A 17,787-nucleotide genomic window follows, 5' to 3' on the forward strand; every position below is an offset into this window, starting at 1 on the left:
TGGACTCGCCGTCGATCCTTCCAGGTCGGTCGCGCATCCGCCGGTTTTGCGCTCGGTTGCGCGACCAGGGAGTGATCGGTTCTCCGCTCGGCGGCACTCCCGGTCCAGCTGACCGTGACCGGTCTGGCTTTTTCGGTCAGGATAGGCACGGTAACGGTTCGGTTCACCGGACCGGCGGGATGTTGTGGATGCGCGGGACGCCTGGATGATGTGCGGGACGCCTGGACACGGAGGAGTGTGCGATGCAGCTCGGTGTGCACGTGGTGCGGTTCACCTGGCCGGGTGGGACCGAGGCGATCGCGCCGGTCCTGGGGCGCGCGGCCCGGATCGCCGATGACGCGGGGGTGGCCCGTCTCAGCGTGATGGACCACTACTTCCAGATGGAGGCGATGTTCCCCGCGGACGAGCCGATGCTGGAGGGCTACACGACGCTGGGGTTCCTGGCCGCCCACACCTCGAGGCTGCGCCTCGGCCTCCTGGTCACCGGCGCGACCTACCGGCATCCGGGGCTGCTGGCGAAGATCGTCACAACGCTGGACGTGCTCTCGGGCGGGCGGGCGGAGCTCGGGATAGGCACCGCCTGGTACGACCGCGAGCACTACGGCCTGGGCGTACCGTTCCCGCCAATAGCCGAGCGGTTCGAGCGGCTGGAGGAGACGCTGCGGATCTGCCGGCAGATGTGGAGCGACGACAACGGCCCGTTCGAGGGCCGGCACTACCAGCTCGCTGAGACGCTCTGCGTTCCCGCGCCGATCAGCCGGCCACGGCTGCCCATCCTGATCGGGGGGAGCGGGGAGAAGAAGACGCTGCGGCTGGTCGCCACCTACGCGGATGCCTGCAACCTGTTCGCGCCCTCGGTGGACGAGGTCGCGCACAAACTCGACGTGTTGAAGGCGCACTGCGACCGGGCCGGCCGCGACTACGCCGAGATCACCAAGACGATTCTCTACCGCGGTGACGCGTTGACCCGGGGTGAGCCGAGCGCGTTCCTGGCTGAGATGGAGCAGCACGCCCGGATCGGCGTGGACGCGGTGATCGTGACACCGCCCGGCGGCGAGCCGGCGGACGCCTGGATCGAACGCGCCTGTGTGCCGGTCGTCAAGGATCTTGCCGACATCGGTACCGGCTCCTGATCGTCTGCTGCCCGCACCGTGGGACCCGCGACACGCTAACGATCCCCGGCGGCGAGGTGTAGCTGCGGGCGGGTGGGGTCCCGCAGGTCGGTTCCAGCGGCCAGCCATCGCCGCTGGAGCTCGGCCGCTCCATGCACCCGCTTGAACGCCGACTCCTGCGGGGTCATCGGCAGCACCGGCAGGAAGCACACCGGCGCCGGCGCTGCCGGCGCTGCCGGCGAGCCGGCCGGGCCCATCAGCGCCAGGTCCGGGATGAGCCCACCAGGTTCGGCGACGAGGACGGCGGTGAAGCGCGCGCCGTCCCATAACGGTTCACCGAGGTCGAGGCCGGCGCCGGCAACGACCGGGACGCCTTCGACAGCGGGGATCGCCGCCAGCAGGGCGAGCCGCCGGGCGACGCTGTCACGCTGGTCCTTCAGGGAAAGCAGCAGCTCGGCGCGTGGTCCGGCCGGGTCGAGCATCGAGGCCGCCGGATTGCCCATGGGGGAGCGGGACATCCCGAGGGTCGCGTAGCGGACGATTCCCCGCGCGGGGTGGCCGAAGCGCAGGACCTCGATGGGCTCGGCACCGAGAAACGTGATCTCCGCGCGTCCGGTCTCAGGCCCGAGTTCCCGGATCAGGTGGGTCTCCACCCGCCTGAGCACCTCTGAGCCGTCCAAACCGCCCAGGCCATCCAGATTTGCCAAGCCGTCCACGGGATCGACCTTACGGGCCCGCTGAACCCGTTGGCAGCCGACCGGCTCCGCCAACGGGCACCGCCACCCGCTGACGGGGCCAGTTGGCAGGAAGGATCTCCGGAGTTTCGTGGGATCGGCTTCGTGGGATCAGCAAACGTGGCTTGGGCGCGCAGACTCCGAATGATCATCTGTGGTCGATGGTTTCGGAAGCGATTGCTCAGTCCAGATGACCTTGCCGTTGGACGTGTAGCGGACTCCCCACCGCCGGGTGAGCTGAGCGATCAGGAACAGGCCGCGCCCGCCCTCGTCGGTGCTGCTGGCGCGGCGCAGCCGGGGGGATGTGCTGCTGGTGTCGGATACCTCGCAGATCAGTGCGTGGTCGTGGAGCAGGCGGACCTGGATGGGGCCGGTCGCGTGCCGGATCGCGTTGGTGATCAGTTCACTGGCGACCAGCTCGGTGGTGAAGGCGATGTCGTCCAGGCCCCAGTCGGCCAGTTTCCGGGTGACCGCGGCGCGCATGCTGGAGACGACTGTCGGGTCGGCGGGCAGCTCCCAGCTGGCGTGGCGTTCCGCGTCCAGCGCATGGGTCCGAGCCACCAGCAGCGCGACGTCGTCGCCTGGATGGGCCGGCAGCATGGCCGCCGCCAGCGCCTGGCAGGTCTGTTCCGGCGGCCGGTCGGGATGGGCCAGCAGGCGTCGGAGCTGCTCAAGACCGGCGTCGATGTCACGGTGCCGGTCCTCGATGAGCCCGTCGGTGTACAGGACGAGCTGGCTGCCGGGGGACACCTCGAACTCGGCTGTTTCAAAGGGCAGCCCGCCAAGCCCGAGCGGCGGCCCGGCAGGCAGATCGAGGAACTCCACGGTGCCGTCGGGGTGGATGAGCGCGGGCATCGGGTGTCCGGCGCGCGCCATGGTGCAGCGCCTGGAGACCGGGTCGTAGACCGCGTACAGGCAGGTTGCCCCGATCAGCCCGTGCCCGCCCGGCTCGGTGCTTTCCTCCTCGTCCAGCCGGTTGACCAGATCGTCGAGATGCGCGAGAAGCTCATCAACGGGCAGGTCCAGGGCGGAGAAGTTCTGGACGGCGGTGCGCAGGCGGCCCATGGTGGCGGCGGCGTGCAGGCCGTGGCCGACAACGTCACCGACCACCAGGGCAACCCGGGCGCTGGACAGCGTGATGACGTCGAACCAGTCGCCGCCCACCCCGGACTGGGCGGGCAGGTAGCGGTGGGCGACTTCGACGGCGTGCTGTTCAGGCAGCCCCCGGGGGAGGAGGCTGCGCTGGAGGGCGAGCGCGAGCCCATGCTCGTGGGTGTAGCGGCGGGCGTTGTCAATGCAGACGGCGGCTCGGGCGACCAGCTCCTCGGCGAGGGACAGGTCGTCCTCCTCGAAGGCGCCGGCCCGCGCGCAGCGGTAGAAGCTGGCGACGCCCAGCGTGTCGCCGCGGGCGCGCAGCGGGACTGTCATGAGCGAGTGGATGCCATGGTCGGGGGGGATCCCGCCGCATGCGGGGTCCCCGGCCAGCTCGCCCTCCCCGGCCAGCTCCCCGGCCGCGGCGTGTGGATCCGGCTCGAGAACGGGATGCCCGGTGGTGAAGCAGCGGGCCTGGGGGGCCGACGGAAGGTAGTTCAGCAGGTCGCCCGGCGGGCGGAACGCGCGTCCCGCCGTGATGCCGTGGATGGCGGTGCGGCGTAGTCCTTCATGTATGTCGGTCGGTTCGTCCCCGCGCAGGACCGAGTCAGGCAGATCAACCGTGACATGGTCGGCGAACCGCGGGACCGCGACATCCGCCAGTTCCTGGGCGGTCCGCGTCACGTCCAGGGTACTGCCGATGCGCATACTGGCCTCATAGAGCAGCTCCAGCCGTTGCCGTGCCGCGACGGCGAGCTGGCCGACCCTCGGCTCACCCACCAGCAGCAGCCATCTGTCGCTGCCGGCAGCGGGTTCGGCCGCCTCCGCTCCGGCGGGCTCTGGCGCGGCCAGTTCCGCTTCGGACGCAGCCTTCCTGGTCAGCTGAAACTGCCTCGGCAGGCGACTGTCAGCGGGCGGCGGGGCGGTGTCACCCCCGCCGGCCGGCGGCCGCGGTGGTCTGTAGGCAAGACCGGCCTCGACGGCGAGCCCTTCGGCACCGGCGGCGGTCGTCACCGGCCGGCACACCAGCACCGCCAGCTGACCGTGGGACAAACGCACCTCCACGGCGGCCCGGCACGCGGCGGAAATCAGCTCCGCCGCCTTTTCTCGCAGGATTTGTTCGTCCCGGCTGCTCATCATGAGGTTGGCCGGGGCACGGAGGATGACCTCGGTGGGCGCCCGAACGTACGGTTCACCCGCAACCGGGACAATGGATGCGCGGGTGCGGTGTCCATCCCGGAGCAGCGCCTGGATGAGGGCTTGCTCCCGCTCCGTGTACTGTTCCAGTATCCGCCGCTCGATCGCGCTGGCCGCTCCGCGGGCCATGGTCATCATTTTTGGGTCGGCGTCGGAGCGCAGGCAGGTGAGATCAATGATGCCCTCAATACGGCCGCTGATCGGATCGCGTATCGGCGCACCCGCGCAGACGTACGGGTGCAGGCGGGCGGCGAAGTGTTCGACGCTCGAGACGTAGGAGGGCCTCCGCTCCACGAGCGCGGTGCCGATCCCGTTCGTACCGACGACGTGTTCGGCATAGCTGAAGCCCGGGGCGAGGCACACCCCGTCGAGATGCCGGTTCAGCGCGGATCCGGTTGCGCGACGATGCAGTACCGTAGCGTCGCCGTCGGTAAGAATCACGCCCACGCCGGCCCTTGCAAGGCTGACTTCCAGCCGATTGAGGACGGGTGCGGCTATTCGGATGATGCGCTCATCCGGGTCCAGATCGGACCGGTAGGAAGGCGCGAGACGGTCTGGGACGAGCCCGAGGGACTCGCAGCGTCGCCAGGAGCTCAGGATCGGGATCCGGACACCTCCGCCGGCCGGTTCATCGGTCACGAAATGCTGGTGGGCGCGGTCGAGCGTGGTGTTGTCCTCAATGGCGTTCGTCACCGGGTGCTTCCCTTCGCGCGAAACCAAATCGTGGCCACATTGATCGTCGGCGTGATGTTCATCCTCGTCTTCGTCGCCGGAGCGACGGCTTAGAGCGACCGGCAATAGGGGACGCGGCGTCGCGGGGCTGGGGCACGCACCTCGCCGTGTTGTCGTCAGTCGCCACCCAACACCAGGGTGGCTCCCTCCTCCGCCTCGCGATGCACGCACCCCAGCCCCGCTCCTTGACCCACACCCCTATTGCCGGGCGCTCTTAGACCTTATCCCCGGGTGGCGTGAGTTACTTCGCGTATTCTCACCTGGAGTCATGATTTGGATCGGGCGTGTGTAAAGTTTCGGCTCGCGGGCGGATGTTGCCGGTCGCAAGTCCGTCAATTGCCCCAAATATGGTCCCGATATGGTCACGGATGGCATTTATGATCATCTGATGTGGTCCATGAGAAATGCCGGTCAGGCATGCCGGGGAACCGGATGCCGGATTGGGGCCGTTACCGCTGCGCGGGCGGGCCGCACGCGCTGTCCGCCCGGCGGGCGCTCGGGCCGCCGGGCGGCCCGGCCGCGGTGCTGGCGACCCAGGGCAGCCCCAGCGGCGAGCAACCCAATAGGCTGAGAGCGCCCGAGGATAGGGCGTTCGATCAGCGAGCGGCTCATCCGCGCCCGGTCCGGCAAGGCGGAGGAGGAAGGCGCCCTGGTGGTGGGCGCCGACTGACGACAACGCGGCCGGGCGGGACGCGGGGAGCCGCGAGCCGGACAGTCCTATCCTCGGGCGCTCTAAGAACGCCCCACCCCGAGGTGTTCCAAAGGCCGCGCGGTCACGGCTGTTGCGTGCGGCTGGAGGCCCCAAGCAATCCAGCCGCGGAGGCCGCCATGGCACAGGTGCTGAGCAAAGGCGCGAACGCATCGCTGCCCATCACCGAGGTACGAGTGGAGATCATCTCGTCGACTCCGCTGGACATAGCCGCGCTGCTGGTGACGGCGAGCGGCAAGGTCCGCTCGGACGCCGACTTCGTGTTCTTCAACCAGCCCACCGGCCCTGGGGTCCGCCTTCTTCCGCCCGCCGCGCTTGAGTTCGCGTTGGCACAGGTACCCGCCGATATCGACAAGGTTGTCATCACCGGCAGCCTGGACGGGTCCGGCCCGCCGGCCTTCGCCACGGTCGAGCGGTTGCAGGTCGTTGTCAGGGATCCGGGGGGAGCGGAGCTTGCCCGTTTCGACCCGGTCGGGCTGACCGTTGAGACGGCATTGATACTCGTCGAGTTGTACCGGCGCCAGGGGGCCTGGAAGGTGCGGGCGGTGGGCCAGGGCTACGCCTCCGGCCTTGCTGGCATCGCCACCGATTTCGGGATCACGGTGGATGAGCCGGGGGCGGTGGATGAGGCTCCCACCCAGCTCTACGTGCCGCCCGCGCAGCCGTCGTCCCCAGCGGCGCCCGTACCGCACTCCCAGAGCTGGGGAGGCTCGCCACAGTCGTCCGCCGCCCCGGCTCAGCAGTCGCGCTCCTGGGGGCCGCCGCAGGCCTGGGGGCCGCCGCAGGCCTGGGGGCCGCCGCGGCCCGGCCAGCAGCAGTCCCCGCCGCCGGTCACCGGTGCGCCGGCCGTCAACCTCGACAAGGGCCGGGTCTCGCTGCACAAGGGCCAGAGCGTCTCGCTGGTCAAGACCGGGGCCGCGCCGCTGACCCGGGTACGGATGGCCCTGGGCTGGGATCCGGCCCACCGCGGCCGCCAGATCGACCTGGACGCCTCCTGCATCCTGTTCGACGGCCGCGGCAAGGACGTCGACAAGGTGTGGTTCATGTCGAAGAAGGGCGCCCGCGGCGCGGTGCGCCATTCCGGGGACAACCTCACCGGCAGCGGCGAGGGCGACGACGAGACCATTTTCGTCGACCTCGCGGCGCTCCCGGCCAGCATCGAGGCGCTGGTCTTCACCGTGAACAGTTTTCAGGGCCAGCATTTCACCGAGGTCCGCAACGCCTTCTGCCGGCTGGTCGACGATTTCACCGGTGCCGAGCTGGTCCGTTTCGACCTGTCCGAGTCAAAACCGCACACCGGCCTGGTCATGTGCAAGGTGGCACGTCAACAGGGTGGACCGCACTGGACCATGACGGCAATCGGCGAGTTCCATGACGGCAAGACCGTGCGCGCGATGGTAGGGCCGTCCAAACAGTACCTGTAGTGGGCTGCCGGGCGCGCGGAGAATTCGTGCTCGCGCGCCCGGCAGCTTCACCCGCTACGGGAGCTTGTACTCCTTGAGCAGCGCCCGGCTGATGATGCGCTTCTGCACCTCAGAGGTGCCTTCACCGATGAGCATGAACGGCGCTTCCCGGAAAAGCCGCTCGATTTCGTACTCCTTGGAGTAGCCGTAACCACCGTGGATGCGGAAGGAATCGGTGGTCACCTCGTGGCAGTATTCGCTGGCAAGATACTTGGCCATACCGGCCTCGACATCGTTGCGCTGCCCGCTGTCCTTCTTGCGAGCGGCGTTCACCATCATCAGATGGCCGGCCTCGACCTTCGTCGCCATCTCGGCCAGCTTGAAGGCGATCGCCTGGTGGTCGGCGATCTGCTTGCCGAAGGTGCGGCGCTGCTGGGCGTAGGCGATCGCCAGCTCGAATGCCCGGATCATGATGCCGCACGCGCGGGCCGCGACATTGACCCGGCCCACTTCGACACCGTCCATCATCTGGTAGAAGCCCTTGCCACGGCCGTCGACGCCGCCGAGGATCGACGAGGCGGGGACCCGGTGGTTGTCCAGCACCATCTCGGTGGTCTCGACACCCTTGTAACCAAGCTTGTCGATTTTCCCGGGAATCGTGATGCCCGCGTTGGTGCCGAAACCCGGGTCCTTTTCCAGCAGGAAGGTCGTCATGTTCCGGTAGACGGAGTCGGCGCCTTCGTCGGTCTTGACGAGAGTGGCGACGAGGCCGGCGCGGGCGCCGTTCGTCAGCCACATCTTCTGGCCGTTGATGAGGTAGTCGTCACCGTCGGGGGTGGCCCGGGTGGTGATGGCGGACACGTCCGAACCGCAGCCCGGTTCGCTCAGCGAGAACGCGCCGCGGACCTCACCGGTCGCCATTTTCGGCAGGAGCCGCCGCCGCTGTTCGGGGGAGCCGTGCTGGAGCAGGAGGTAGGCGACGATGAAGTGTGTGTTGATCACACCTGAGACGCTCATCCAGCCGCGGGCCACCTCCTCGACGACCAGGGCGTAGGTGAGGAGCGACTCGCCGAGCCCGCCGTACTCCTCCGGGATGGTGATCCCGAACAGCCCCATTTCCTTCATGGCTTCGACGATCGCCTCGGGGAACTCGTCCTTGTGCTCCAGCTCGGTGGCGTACGGCAGAATCTCCTTGTCGACGAACGTGCGCACGGCCGACAGAATGTCGGCCTGAACATCGGTCAGACCGTCGGTCTGCGCGATCCTGCCCATCGTGTCCGTTTCCCTTCTCCGCTGTCACCGGCGCCCGGCATTTGCCGACTGTTCCGCTGATTGGTCTGCCGCCTGCCCCGCTGACAGACATCCGCGTATCAGCCATATCAATCGCGGCTGCCGGCCGCGGCCATTGCACCTCAGCTGTCCCGCACGTATGAGCAGTATCGCGGCATTCGGGGTCACGCGCGAGCGGAGCCGGCGGACGAGCCGGCCTGCCGGTGGCCGGCATGGGCGCGCGGAGATCGTGTAAGAGCGCCCGGCAATAGGGGTGTGGATCAAGGAGTGGGGCTGGGGTGCGTAGATCGCGAGGCGGCGGAGGGAGCCACCGGAGGTGTTGGGTGGTGACCGACGACAACGCGGCGAGGTGCGTGCCCGAGCCCCGCGACGCCGCGTCCCCTATCGCCGGGCGCTCTAAGCCGTCGCCGGCTGGATTTTTCGGGACGGCTCATGGCGGAGGTAGCCTCACGCGGTGACCACGGCACCGGCTCGGCTGTACTGCCGCAGGCTGGCAGGCCTGCTCGTCCTTGATCCTAATGGTGATGTGGTCGGACGGGTCCGTGATGTGGTCGTCACCCTACGGCTCGGCCGCGAACCGCCGCGCGTCCTCGGGCTCGCCGTCGAGGTGCAACGCCGGCCTATCTTCGTGCCGATCAGCAGGGTGACCGGGGTGGAGTCGGGTGCGGTCGTGCTCTCGTCGGCCCGGCTGAGCTGGCGCCGGTTCGCGCAGCGTCCGGGCGAGCTCCTCGTGCTCGGCGAGCTCCTGGACCGGCAGGTGACACTGGTCGCGACCGATGCGCTGGTCACCGTGGTGGACGCGGCGATCGAACCGATCCGCGGTGGTGACTGGGTGCTCGACCAGGTGGCGGTACGGACCGGCCGGCGACGGCGTGGCGAGGTCCGTACGGTTTCCTGGGACGAGATCACCGGTGTTTCGCTGCCCGAGGATGGCCAGGGCGCGGCGAACCTGCTCGCGGCGTTCGAGAAGCTGCGTCCCGCGGATCTCGCCTCTCTGCTGCACGACCTTTCTCGTAAACGCCGGGCCGAGGTCGCCGCGGCCCTCGACGACGAGCGGCTCGCCGACGTCCTGGAGGAGCTGCCCGAGGACGAGCAGATCGAGCTGCTCGGCGGGCTCGCCGATGATCGGGCGGCTGACATCCTGGAGGCGATGGGGCCCGATGACGCCGCCGACCTCCTGGGGGACCTGCCGGCCGAGGAGGCCGAGCGCCTGCTGCGGCTGATGGAGCCACGGGAGGCGGCCCCGGTGCGCCGGCTGCTCGTCTACCCGGACAACACCGCCGGTGGGCTGATGACCAGCGAGCCGGTGATTCTTGGCCCGAACGCGACTGTTGCCGAGGCACTCGCGCGGGTGCGGGCACCAGAGCTGTCACCGGCCCTGGCCGCGCAGGTCTACGTCGTCCGGCCGCCGTTCGAGACCCCGACCGGACGTTACCTGGGGCTTGCGCACTTCCAGCGGCTGTTGCGGGAGCCGCCCGGGACACTCATCGGAGGCGTCATCGACATCGACATCACCCCGCTGCGCCCGGAGACGCCGCTACCAGAGGTGACTCGTCTGCTCGCCTCGTACAACCTGGTGGCCGTCCCCGTACTGGACGAGTCGGCCAGGCTGGTCGGCGTGGTCACCGTTGACGATGTTCTTGACCACATGCTGCCGGCTAACTGGCGGGAACGGGACCTGGATGGGGACGCCCGCGTGGGGGCTTTCGATGATCTTCGAAGCGATTCCCTCGGCAGCGCCGGGAACACCGGGTCGCCAGGGGGTCGGGCCGGGCGCGACAACGGCCTGAGCGGGTTCGGATCATGAAGTTTCGCCGCGGGGCGGGCCGGCTTGACCAGCCACGTCCGTCGCGCCGGTCAGCATTGGCTCGCCGGCCCGCCGAGCCGGATGCCTTCGGCCGGGTCGCCGAGCGGATCGCCCGGTTCATCGGAACCGCGCGCTTCCTTGTGCTACAGAGCGTGGTCGTTGTAGCCTGGATTGGCTACAACGTCGTCATGCCATCTGACTTGCGGTTCGACAACTATCCGTTCATCTTCCTGACGTTGGCGCTGTCATTGCAGGCGGCCTACGCGGCGCCGCTGATCCTGCTGGCGCAGAACCGGCAGGACGATCGGGACCGGGCGAACCTCGCCCAGGACAGGGACCAGACCAGCCGCCAGCGCGAGGACACCGAATACCTCGCCCGCGAGATAGCGGCGGTACGTGTCAAGATCGGTGAATTGGCGACCCGCGACTACCTGCGCTCGGAGCTGCGGGCGGAACTGCGGGCGCTGCTGGCTGAGCCCGTCGGCGTCGGTGAGGACGCCGACGGCGGACAGCGGCGCGGCGCCGGCTCGCCGGCACGGCGCTCCGAACGCCGTAATACCGCCGACCGGCGAGCCTGACCCGGCGGAGGATATAGAGGAATAACGGAAGAGCTACGAGCGCCCGGCAACAGGGGACGCGGTATCGCGGGGTTATCGCGGGGCTGGGGCACGCACCCCAATCCCGTTTTTTGATCTACACCCCTGCCGCTGCTGCCGGGCGCGCCGCGCCGGGATGAAATCCTGATGATTTTAGGTAAGAGATCCGCGGCAGAGAGTAAGAATAGACAGTGCGATTTCGACTCCGCGCGGTCCGAGTTCTCCCGACCAGGTCGCGATGATTTCGTTTTCCCGGGAGTGCTCGATCCGCGGGCCACCGTCCGCGGACCGCAGCGCCTGAATCTGGCGGGACACATCGAGGCGTGCCCCGACGAGCGCCCGGAGCTGTGCGTCGATCTTGTCGATAGCCGATCGGCCGTCCTCGATGGAGGAAATAGTCGGCGCGGAGGTGACAGAGTTGAGCGCTTCCCGTGTCATCTGGGCCCTTTTCGTTCGTGGCCCGACCGTCCCGGAGCCTCACAAGCCCGGGTGAGTCCGGGCCGGCTGGTCTCGGTGCGTCGCGATCAGTCGCGTGGCAGCCCAGGGGCCAAGCCCGGCCCCTGGTAAAAGTGATCCGGCGATCTGCCCGCGCCATACGCGCGAAGGTCGGATGTACCGGTCACGTTCGACAGCATGCCAGAGGAGAATGCTGCCGTCCAGTGGTCGTCCGGTTACCGCTGTATGGACATGGTCGCTGCCGTGGGCCGGCGGTAGCGGGCTGGCTGCCGTGGGCCGGTGGTAGCGGGCCGGTGGCCAAGTGACAGGATCATGTCGTGGACCAGTTGCAGCTGGACGGTATGCCGCGGCGACTTTTCGTGTGCACGCCGTCGAAACTTTCCGCCTTCGCTGATTGCCCGCGCCGTTACCGGATGGCCTACCTGGACCGCCCGGCGCCACCGAAAGGCCCGCCGTGGGCCCACAACTCGATGGGCTCCAGCGTGCACAACGCCCTGCGAGCCTGGTGGAACGAGCCGCTGACACGCCGTACCCCGACCCGTGCGGCGCATCTCGTCCGCCTCGGGTGGATACCCGACGGCTGGCGGGACAGCGACCAGTCGGTTCGCTGGCGGGAGCGGGCGGCTGAGATGGTCGGGCGGTACGTGGCCGGCCTTGACCCGGCGGGTGAACCGATGGGGGTGGAACGCCAGGTGGCCGCCCGCACCGAACGGCTGGCCCTGTCCGGACGGGTCGACCGGCTCGACGACCGTGACGGTGCGCTCGTCGTCGTTGACTACAAGACCGGCCGTCGGCCGCTCACCGAGGACGACGCCCGCGCATCCCAGCCGCTCGCCCTGTACGCGCTCGCGGCGTCGAGGACACTGCGGCGGCCGTGCTGGCGGGTCGAGCTGCACCATGTTCCCACTGGCGCCGTGCTGGCAGCCGAGCACGACCAGAGCTCGCTGGGCCGTCATCTGCGCCGTGCCGAGGCCCTGGCGGACGATGCCGAACGCGCCGGTGCGTCGCTGCGGGCCGGTGCCGCACTGGACACGGCTTTCCCGCCGCAGCCGGGTCCGCTGTGTTCCTGGTGCGACTACCGGCGGCATTGTCCCGAGGGGCTTGCGGCCGCTCCCGACCGCCAGCCGTGGGACGCCGTCGCTGACGACGATCTGAGCTGACAGCAATCCGCGCTGACGGCAATCCGCGCTGACGACGGCCCCGCGGGCTGGTGGGAGGCCTCCGTCAGCTGGCCGCGATCAGGGAGGGCACGGGCAGCGGATACCCGCCTTCGGCTGCCCGCGCCCGGCCGCGGCGCAGCTCGGCGCCGAGCCAGCGCAGGTAGCCCCGCACAGCGGTCTGCCCTGGCGCCCGAAGCCAGCGGGCGTGAAGGGTTTCGGAGCGTGGGCGCGGCCAGCTGGCGGAGCCGGTCGCTGTCCGTCTGGTAGGCCTCAGCCCGGCCGCTGCCAGCATGGCTGACCGCGGCGGCAGGAGGTAGCGGCCACGCAGGTACTCGCCGATCCAGCGGCTCTGCGCGTCAGCGAGCCGAACGGCGTCGGCGACAGCCACCGGCCCAGCCGGCGCGGCGCCAGGGCGCGGGAGGCGGCCACACCGGTAGACTCCTTCGGTCTCCGGGTCGAAGACACCTCCGAACAGCGATGATGACATGGCGGGCGATCCGGGCACGAGATCGTCGAGGTCATCGGTGAGCACCACGACGTCCCAGCGCGTTACCTGCCGCTCGTTGTCCTGGATGTCGAAGGGGCGGCGACCGGCCGCATCCGGGTGAAGGCCATCCGCGCAAAGGCCATCCGGGTGAACGTCGACCGGATGAATCCTGTCGCCGATGAACAGGTGCGCGGGCAGGCCGGAGTCGACGAGCGCGGAGACGGTCACACCGGCGGTCCGCCCGCCGCCGAGCACCGCCACCCGGGGGAGCTGAGCCACGAACAGCAGACTAACCAGTATTTGTCAGATCGTTACGTCCTCTGGTGGGGGATCTTCGGCTGGGCTGCGCACCGGGCGGCACTGGGTGCCTGGTAGAGCGAGCGTGGCAGCCTGAGCAGCGCGGCGCGTGTCGCTCTGCCGCATACCGAGGCGGTCAGGTCCACCGCGGCGGTGTCGGGCAGCCCGTAGAGCTGGCGAGTCCAGCGGGGCAGCATCCCGACCGCGATCGCGGCCAGTACGGACCAGCCGGGCCGCGCGGGGGTGGCCAGCGTCACCCACCGGGGCATCGGCGGGCGCAGGATGAAGCCGACCGCCTCCCGGGACTGCGCGCTGGCCCGCAGCCCCGGCCGCATCCGGGTGAAGTAACGCTCGACCTCCGCTCGATTGGACGGGACGTCACACGCGGGGATGCCGACGAGCTCGGCCGCGCGTATCTGCTCGGCGAAGTAGGTGTCGGCCTGCTTGTCGGTGAGCGCCAGCCCGCACCGGCGTGTCGTGCTGAGGAAGGACTCGACCTCGCTCACGTGTACCCACAGCAGCAGTTCGGGATCGGTGGCCCGGTACGGCCGGCCGGTGCCCGCCTCCACGCCGTGGACGCCCGCGTGCACCCGGCGCACCCGGGCGGCCGCACGATGCGCGGATTCCGTGCTTCCATAGGTGATCGTGTCGACGTATTCGACGGTCCGCCGCAGGCGTCCCCACGGGTCGATCCGGTAGGTGGAGTGGTGGGCGACACCAGCCATGGCGAGCGGGTGCACCGCCTGGAGGAGCAGCGCCCGGATCCCGGCGATGGCCATGCCCGGATCGCCGTGTACCCGCCAGGTCACACTGCCTGGACCGAACAGGCCGGTATCCCTGTCCGATCGGGTCGCCCCTGCGTCCGATGGCGTGGTCGGGCCTGCCGCATGCTGTTGGTCAACCACTCGCACATCCCCACTCAGACGCGTGTTCGGAACTCTATGAAGTCAAATGACTTCAGATAGTGTCGCATATGCGGGGCGGTCGGATGTGACCGGTGCTTTATGTATTATTATATTTACTTAGAGTGTTTGATGATGATGGTGTGGATCAAGAAGCAGGGCCGGGGTGCGGTCTTGCCAGCAACCATCTGGACGCGGCTCCCTGATCGAACGACGACTCCGGGAGCACGCCGTAACGTGGTCTCATGAGCGTCGTGAAGATCAATGTATTGACCGTTCCGCCCGAGACGCGGGCCGCCCTGGAGCGGCGGTTCGCCGGCCGGGCGGGGATGGTGGAAGCGGCCGACGGTTTCGAGTGGTTCGAGCTGCTGCGTCCGGTGGAGGGCACGGACGCCTACCTCGTGTACACGCGTTGGCGTAGCGAGGAGGATTTCGGGAAGTGGCAGGCGTCGAACGCCTTCCAGGCGGGGCACGCCGCCGCCGCTACGGATGCCGCGGGTGAGTCGCCGGCAGCCCCCGCGGCTGGTCATCCTGGCTCGGGCCGCCCCGGGCCGGAGGCGGCTGGACCCGGTGGGCCGGCCGCGACCGGGGCGCAGCTGTGGTCGTTTGAGGTGGTGCAGGCGGCAGCTCCCCGGAACGCCTGACCGCCTGACCGCCTGACCGCTTGGCTGCCTGGCTGCCTGCCGGACCGCCAGTCAGCGCATCCGGTGGCTGGCGTCCTCGACCTCGCCCACGAACTCCTCCACCACGTCCTCAAGCGCGACGACCCCGATGGTCGTGCCAGCCGGCCCGGGGACGCGCCCGAGATGGCAGCCGGTCCGTTGCAGCAACCGCAGTACCTCGTCCAGCGGCAGGTCCGGGCGGATCTCGGCCATGGGCCGGAGCCGGCGCGGTGGCAGGGGATCGTCCCGGGCGTCGCTGTGGATCCCGAGAACGTCCTTGGCGTGGATGAAGCCGGCGATCATGACGCTCGCCGCGGCTGGGCTACCCGGCGTCGTCGGCGTAAGGGGGGCCCGATCGGTGCCAGCGGCGTCGGACGGGCCCGGCGCCCGGACCGGAAACCGGGAGAAACCGGTCCGAGTGACCAGGGCTTCCAGCTCGGCCGCGCTGACTGACCAGGGCACGGCCACGACCTGATCAATATTGATCATGACTGAGCGGGCTGTTCGCTCGGGCAGTTCCAGCGCGCCGGTGAGCAGGTTGTGCTCGTAATCCTCCAGCAGCCCCTGCTGCCGGGATTCAGCGATCATGATCGCGAGCTGGTCCGGGGTGTAGGCGGTGCTGAGCTCGGCCACCGGTTTGATCCGGACGAGCCGGACGCAGCCGTTGGCAACCGCGTCGAGAAAGAGGATCAACGGGCGGGCCAGGCGCGCGAACCGGAGCAGCGGCGGCGCGAGCCGCAGCGCGGCCTGTTCCGGCCTGGCGAGGGCGATGTTCTTCGGCACCATCTCGCCGAGCACGATGTGCAGGCAGACGACGATCGCCAACGCGGCCGCGAACCCGATCGGGCTGTACAGGCTCGCGGGGACCCCGAGCGCCCGCAGGCTCCCGTCGATGAGGTGAGCGACCGAGGGCTCCGCCACCGCGCCGAGGCCCAGTGAACAGATCGTGATACCGAGCTGGGACGCGGCAAGCATCGGAGACAGGTTCTCGATCGCCGTGATGGCCGTGCGGGCATGGCGGTCGCCCGCGGCCGCCATGGGTTCGATCCGGTCGCGGCGGGCCGAGATGACGGCGAACTCGGCGCCGACGAAGAAGGCGTTGCCGGCCAGGAGGACGACCGCGCCGATGAGGCTGAGCAGGATCATCGGCGTGGTCACCCGGTCCGGTCGTTCCCACCGGAGCGGGGGCCGACCGCCGCAGCCGCATCCGCATCAGGCCCCGGATGCTTTGGATGTTCCGGATGCTTCGGATGTTCCGGCGCGAGGGCTAGGCGGATGCGGTCGATGCGGCGGTGGTCCATCCGCTCGGTGGTGAGCCGGTGGCCGGCCACCTCGACCTCGTCACCGACGCCGGGTATCCGCCCCAGCCGGTGCAGGACAAGGCCGGCGAGCGTTTCGTACGGGCCCTCGGGCAGCGCGACGCCGGTGCGGTCGGCGACCTCGTCCAAGCGGAGCAGCCCGGAGAGCACCCAGCTCCCGTCCGCGCGGGCGGTCGCGTCAGGCGTCCGCGGAGGGTCGTACTCGTCCGCGACGTCGCCGACAAGTTCTTCGACGAGGTCCTCCAGCGTGACCACACCGGCGATGTCGCCGTACTCGTCGATGACGATCGCGAGTTGCAGGCTGTGGCTGCGCAGCGTGGTCAGGAGATCGTCACAGCCCAGCGAGCTCGGTACCACTGTCGGTGGGACCATGATCTGGCTGATCGACGTGGCCGGGCGGGCCGGCGGGGGGACGCCGAAGGCGTCCTTGACGTGAACGACCGCGAGCACATCGTCGACATCGGTGGCATCGGCCGCGGTAGGCGGCACCGTGCCGCGGCTGCCGGGGTGCCGCAGCACGGGGAAGCGGGAGTGGCCCGAGCGCTCGGCTACCCGCAACAGGTCCGCCACGCTGTCACCGGCATGGAGCGCGACCACCTGGACGCGGGGTGTCATGATGTCCTGCGCGGTGCGCTCACGCAGCCGCAGGGACCTGCGCAGCAGCGCCGCGGTACCGCCAGGCAGCGTGCCCTGTTCGGCCGATGAACGCACCAGCCAGCCGAGTTCGGACGGGGAGCGGGCGGACCGCAGCTCATCCCGGGGCTCGATGCCGAGCGTCCGCAACAGGCGGTTGGCCGACCCGTTCAGGAGCACGATCACCGGCCGGCAGAGGCGGGAGAAGAGCAGCTGTGGCCCGGCCACCCGTTCGGCGACGGCCAGTGGCGCGGAGATCGCGACGTTCTTCGGGAACAGCTCGCTGAGGAGCATCTGTGAAATCGTGGCTATGAGCAGGGCAATGACCACAGCGGATGCGTGGGCGACCCCGTTCGGGAGGCCGACCGTAGTGATCACCGGGGTAAGCAGGGATGCCAGCGCCGGCTCGGCGAGGTAGCCGAGCAGCAGCGAGGTCAGCGTGATGCCCAGCTGCGCGCCGGAAAGCTGGAACGACAGCGAGTGCACGGCGCGAAGTACCCGCGCGGCGCGGTGGGAGCCGTCCGCCGCGGCCTGTTCGAGCTGGCTACGGTCGACCGCCACCAGCGCGAACTCGGCGGCCACGAACAGCCCGTTGCCGACGATGAGAACAATGATTATCAGTAGGCCGAGAATATCGTTGATCATTGTTGGCGTGGATACCCGCCACAATCATGGCCGGGGCCGGATGTGGCTGGCCTAGGTACGGCCGCGAGCGCGGATACCCTGAGCGCGGGTGTCCTGGCCGACCGGAGATCTCGCCTGCGCGGCCGGCCCGTCGGCGCGCTGGGTGTCATCTCCTCATTCTTGCCCACCGTGAGCGCTCATAGGCCTGCCGTCAGGCGGATTCGGCCTGCCGTTCGATGGGACCGCCGTCCAGCGCGCTGGGCAGCGCCGCGTCAGCGGTCTGGGTGGTGGCGGAACGGCCGCGACCGCCCCTACGGCGGCGGCGCGGGGCCGGCTGGCTGTTCGTGACGCTGTCAGCGCCATCGGGGCCGAGCCCGTGATCGAGCCTGTGATGATCAATATCAAGGTCGTCCGGGAACAGCGCCATCGCTGGAACAGCTGGAACAGCCGTCGCGGGCTCGAGGAACAGCGCGGCCGTAGGCGTCCGGCCCGCGTCCGTACGGTCGGTCGTGGCGACCGCCGCGACCGCGGCGCCGGCGCCGCGGGTGCGCCGCCGCGTGCGGGTGGTGCGGGCA

The 17,787-nt window shown here is 69.5% G+C and carries 14 protein-coding genes and 1 pseudogene; 6 read left to right on the top strand and 9 right to left on the bottom strand.

The features are described from left to right. Positions 1-242: 242 nt before the first annotated feature. The gene (locus MJ777_RS17465) at positions 243-1,133 is read left to right on the top strand and encodes an LLM class F420-dependent oxidoreductase (protein WP_239377182.1); all 891 of its coding nucleotides are present in this window, start codon (positions 243-245) and stop codon (positions 1,131-1,133) included. A 35-nt stretch (positions 1,134-1,168) separates the two neighbouring features. Here MJ777_RS17465 and MJ777_RS17470 read toward each other — a convergent pair whose 3' ends face one another. Then, positions 1,169-1,819: a suppressor of fused domain protein gene (locus MJ777_RS17470; protein WP_239377189.1), complete on the bottom strand. Its 651-nt coding sequence runs from the start codon at positions 1,817-1,819 to the stop codon at positions 1,169-1,171. A 138-nt stretch (positions 1,820-1,957) separates the two neighbouring features. Continuing rightward, the gene (locus tag MJ777_RS17475) at positions 1,958-4,828 is read right to left on the bottom strand and encodes a SpoIIE family protein phosphatase (RefSeq protein ID WP_239377183.1); all 2,871 of its coding nucleotides are present in this window, start codon (positions 4,826-4,828) and stop codon (positions 1,958-1,960) included. 867 nt (positions 4,829-5,695) lie between these two features. Between MJ777_RS17475 and MJ777_RS17480 the strand changes: the two genes are divergently transcribed. After that, entirely contained in the window at positions 5,696-7,000 is a 1,305-nt protein-coding gene (locus tag MJ777_RS17480; RefSeq protein ID WP_239377184.1) for a TerD family protein, read from the top strand. Between the two features lie 54 nt (positions 7,001-7,054). Here the strand turns inward: MJ777_RS17480 and MJ777_RS17485 are convergent, their stop codons facing one another. Then, the gene (locus tag MJ777_RS17485; protein WP_239309538.1) at positions 7,055-8,251 is read right to left on the bottom strand and encodes an acyl-CoA dehydrogenase family protein; all 1,197 of its coding nucleotides are present in this window, start codon (positions 8,249-8,251) and stop codon (positions 7,055-7,057) included. A 472-nt stretch (positions 8,252-8,723) separates the two neighbouring features. Here MJ777_RS17485 and MJ777_RS17490 point away from each other — a divergent pair, with 472 nt between their 5' ends. Continuing rightward, on the top strand, positions 8,724-10,076 hold the full coding sequence (locus tag MJ777_RS17490; protein WP_239377185.1) for a magnesium transporter MgtE N-terminal domain-containing protein: 1,353 nt from the start codon (positions 8,724-8,726) through the stop codon (positions 10,074-10,076). Then, the gene (locus MJ777_RS17495; protein WP_239309542.1) at positions 10,073-10,654 is read left to right on the top strand and encodes a DUF1003 domain-containing protein; all 582 of its coding nucleotides are present in this window, start codon (positions 10,073-10,075) and stop codon (positions 10,652-10,654) included. The genes MJ777_RS17490 and MJ777_RS17495 overlap by 4 nt, the downstream gene beginning before the upstream one ends. A gap of 171 nt (positions 10,655-10,825) precedes the next feature. Here MJ777_RS17495 and MJ777_RS17500 read toward each other — a convergent pair whose 3' ends face one another. Beyond that, on the bottom strand, positions 10,826-11,110 hold the full coding sequence (locus tag MJ777_RS17500) for a chorismate mutase (protein ID WP_239309544.1): 285 nt from the start codon (positions 11,108-11,110) through the stop codon (positions 10,826-10,828). A gap of 335 nt (positions 11,111-11,445) precedes the next feature. Here MJ777_RS17500 and MJ777_RS17505 point away from each other — a divergent pair, with 335 nt between their 5' ends. Next, the gene (locus MJ777_RS17505; protein ID WP_239377186.1) at positions 11,446-12,288 is read left to right on the top strand and encodes a PD-(D/E)XK nuclease family protein; all 843 of its coding nucleotides are present in this window, start codon (positions 11,446-11,448) and stop codon (positions 12,286-12,288) included. Positions 12,289-12,352: 64 nt separating this feature from the next. On the opposite strand, the gene MJ777_RS17510 is transcribed toward MJ777_RS17505, so the two are convergent. Next, positions 12,353-13,054 carry a hypothetical protein gene (locus MJ777_RS17510; RefSeq protein ID WP_239377187.1) on the bottom strand — a complete coding sequence of 234 codons (702 nt, stop codon included), beginning with the start codon at positions 13,052-13,054 and terminating at the stop codon, positions 12,353-12,355. Positions 13,055-13,086: 32 nt separating this feature from the next. Continuing rightward, complete coding sequence (locus MJ777_RS17515) at positions 13,087-13,977, bottom strand: oxygenase MpaB family protein (protein ID WP_239377188.1); 891 nt, start codon at positions 13,975-13,977, stop codon at positions 13,087-13,089. Between the two features lie 242 nt (positions 13,978-14,219). On the opposite strand from MJ777_RS17515, the gene MJ777_RS17520 reads away from it, so the two are divergent. Then, entirely contained in the window at positions 14,220-14,618 is a 399-nt protein-coding gene (locus MJ777_RS17520; RefSeq protein ID WP_239345784.1) for an antibiotic biosynthesis monooxygenase, read from the top strand. A gap of 51 nt (positions 14,619-14,669) precedes the next feature. On the opposite strand, the gene MJ777_RS17525 is transcribed toward MJ777_RS17520, so the two are convergent. From MJ777_RS17525 to MJ777_RS17535, 3 genes and pseudogenes are all read right to left on the bottom strand, one after another. Then, the gene (locus MJ777_RS17525; RefSeq protein WP_239345799.1) at positions 14,670-15,782 is read right to left on the bottom strand and encodes a hemolysin family protein; all 1,113 of its coding nucleotides are present in this window, start codon (positions 15,780-15,782) and stop codon (positions 14,670-14,672) included. Positions 15,783-15,790: 8 nt separating this feature from the next. Next, positions 15,791-17,233 carry a hemolysin family protein gene (locus MJ777_RS17530; protein WP_239309550.1) on the bottom strand — a complete coding sequence of 481 codons (1,443 nt, stop codon included), beginning with the start codon at positions 17,231-17,233 and terminating at the stop codon, positions 15,791-15,793. Between the two features lie 190 nt (positions 17,234-17,423). Further along, positions 17,424-17,787: pseudogene (locus MJ777_RS17535) on the bottom strand (hypothetical protein); the annotation flags it as partial.

Source organism: Protofrankia sp. Cj5, from assembly GCF_917627405.1.
GTDB lineage: Bacteria > Actinomycetota > Actinomycetes > Frankiales > Frankiaceae > Protofrankia.

Bases quoted from the DNA above. Each gene is read 5' to 3' on its own strand.
- MJ777_RS17520 (WP_239345784.1), top strand. From the start codon at position 14,220: ATGAGCGTCGTGAAGATCAATGTATTGACCGTTCCGCCCGAGACGCGG.
- MJ777_RS17495 (WP_239309542.1), top strand. From the start codon at position 10,073: ATGAAGTTTCGCCGCGGGGCGGGCCGGCTTGACCAGCCACGTCCGTCG.
- MJ777_RS17465 (WP_239377182.1), top strand. From the start codon at position 243: ATGCAGCTCGGTGTGCACGTGGTGCGGTTCACCTGGCCGGGTGGGACC.
- MJ777_RS17485 (WP_239309538.1), bottom strand. From the start codon at position 8,251: ATGGGCAGGATCGCGCAGACCGACGGTCTGACCGATGTTCAGGCCGAC.
- MJ777_RS17480 (WP_239377184.1), top strand. From the start codon at position 5,696: ATGGCACAGGTGCTGAGCAAAGGCGCGAACGCATCGCTGCCCATCACC.
- MJ777_RS17500 (WP_239309544.1), bottom strand. From the start codon at position 11,110: ATGACACGGGAAGCGCTCAACTCTGTCACCTCCGCGCCGACTATTTCC.
- MJ777_RS17530 (WP_239309550.1), bottom strand. From the start codon at position 17,233: ATGATCAACGATATTCTCGGCCTACTGATAATCATTGTTCTCATCGTC.
- MJ777_RS17525 (WP_239345799.1), bottom strand. From the start codon at position 15,782: ATGATCCTGCTCAGCCTCATCGGCGCGGTCGTCCTCCTGGCCGGCAAC.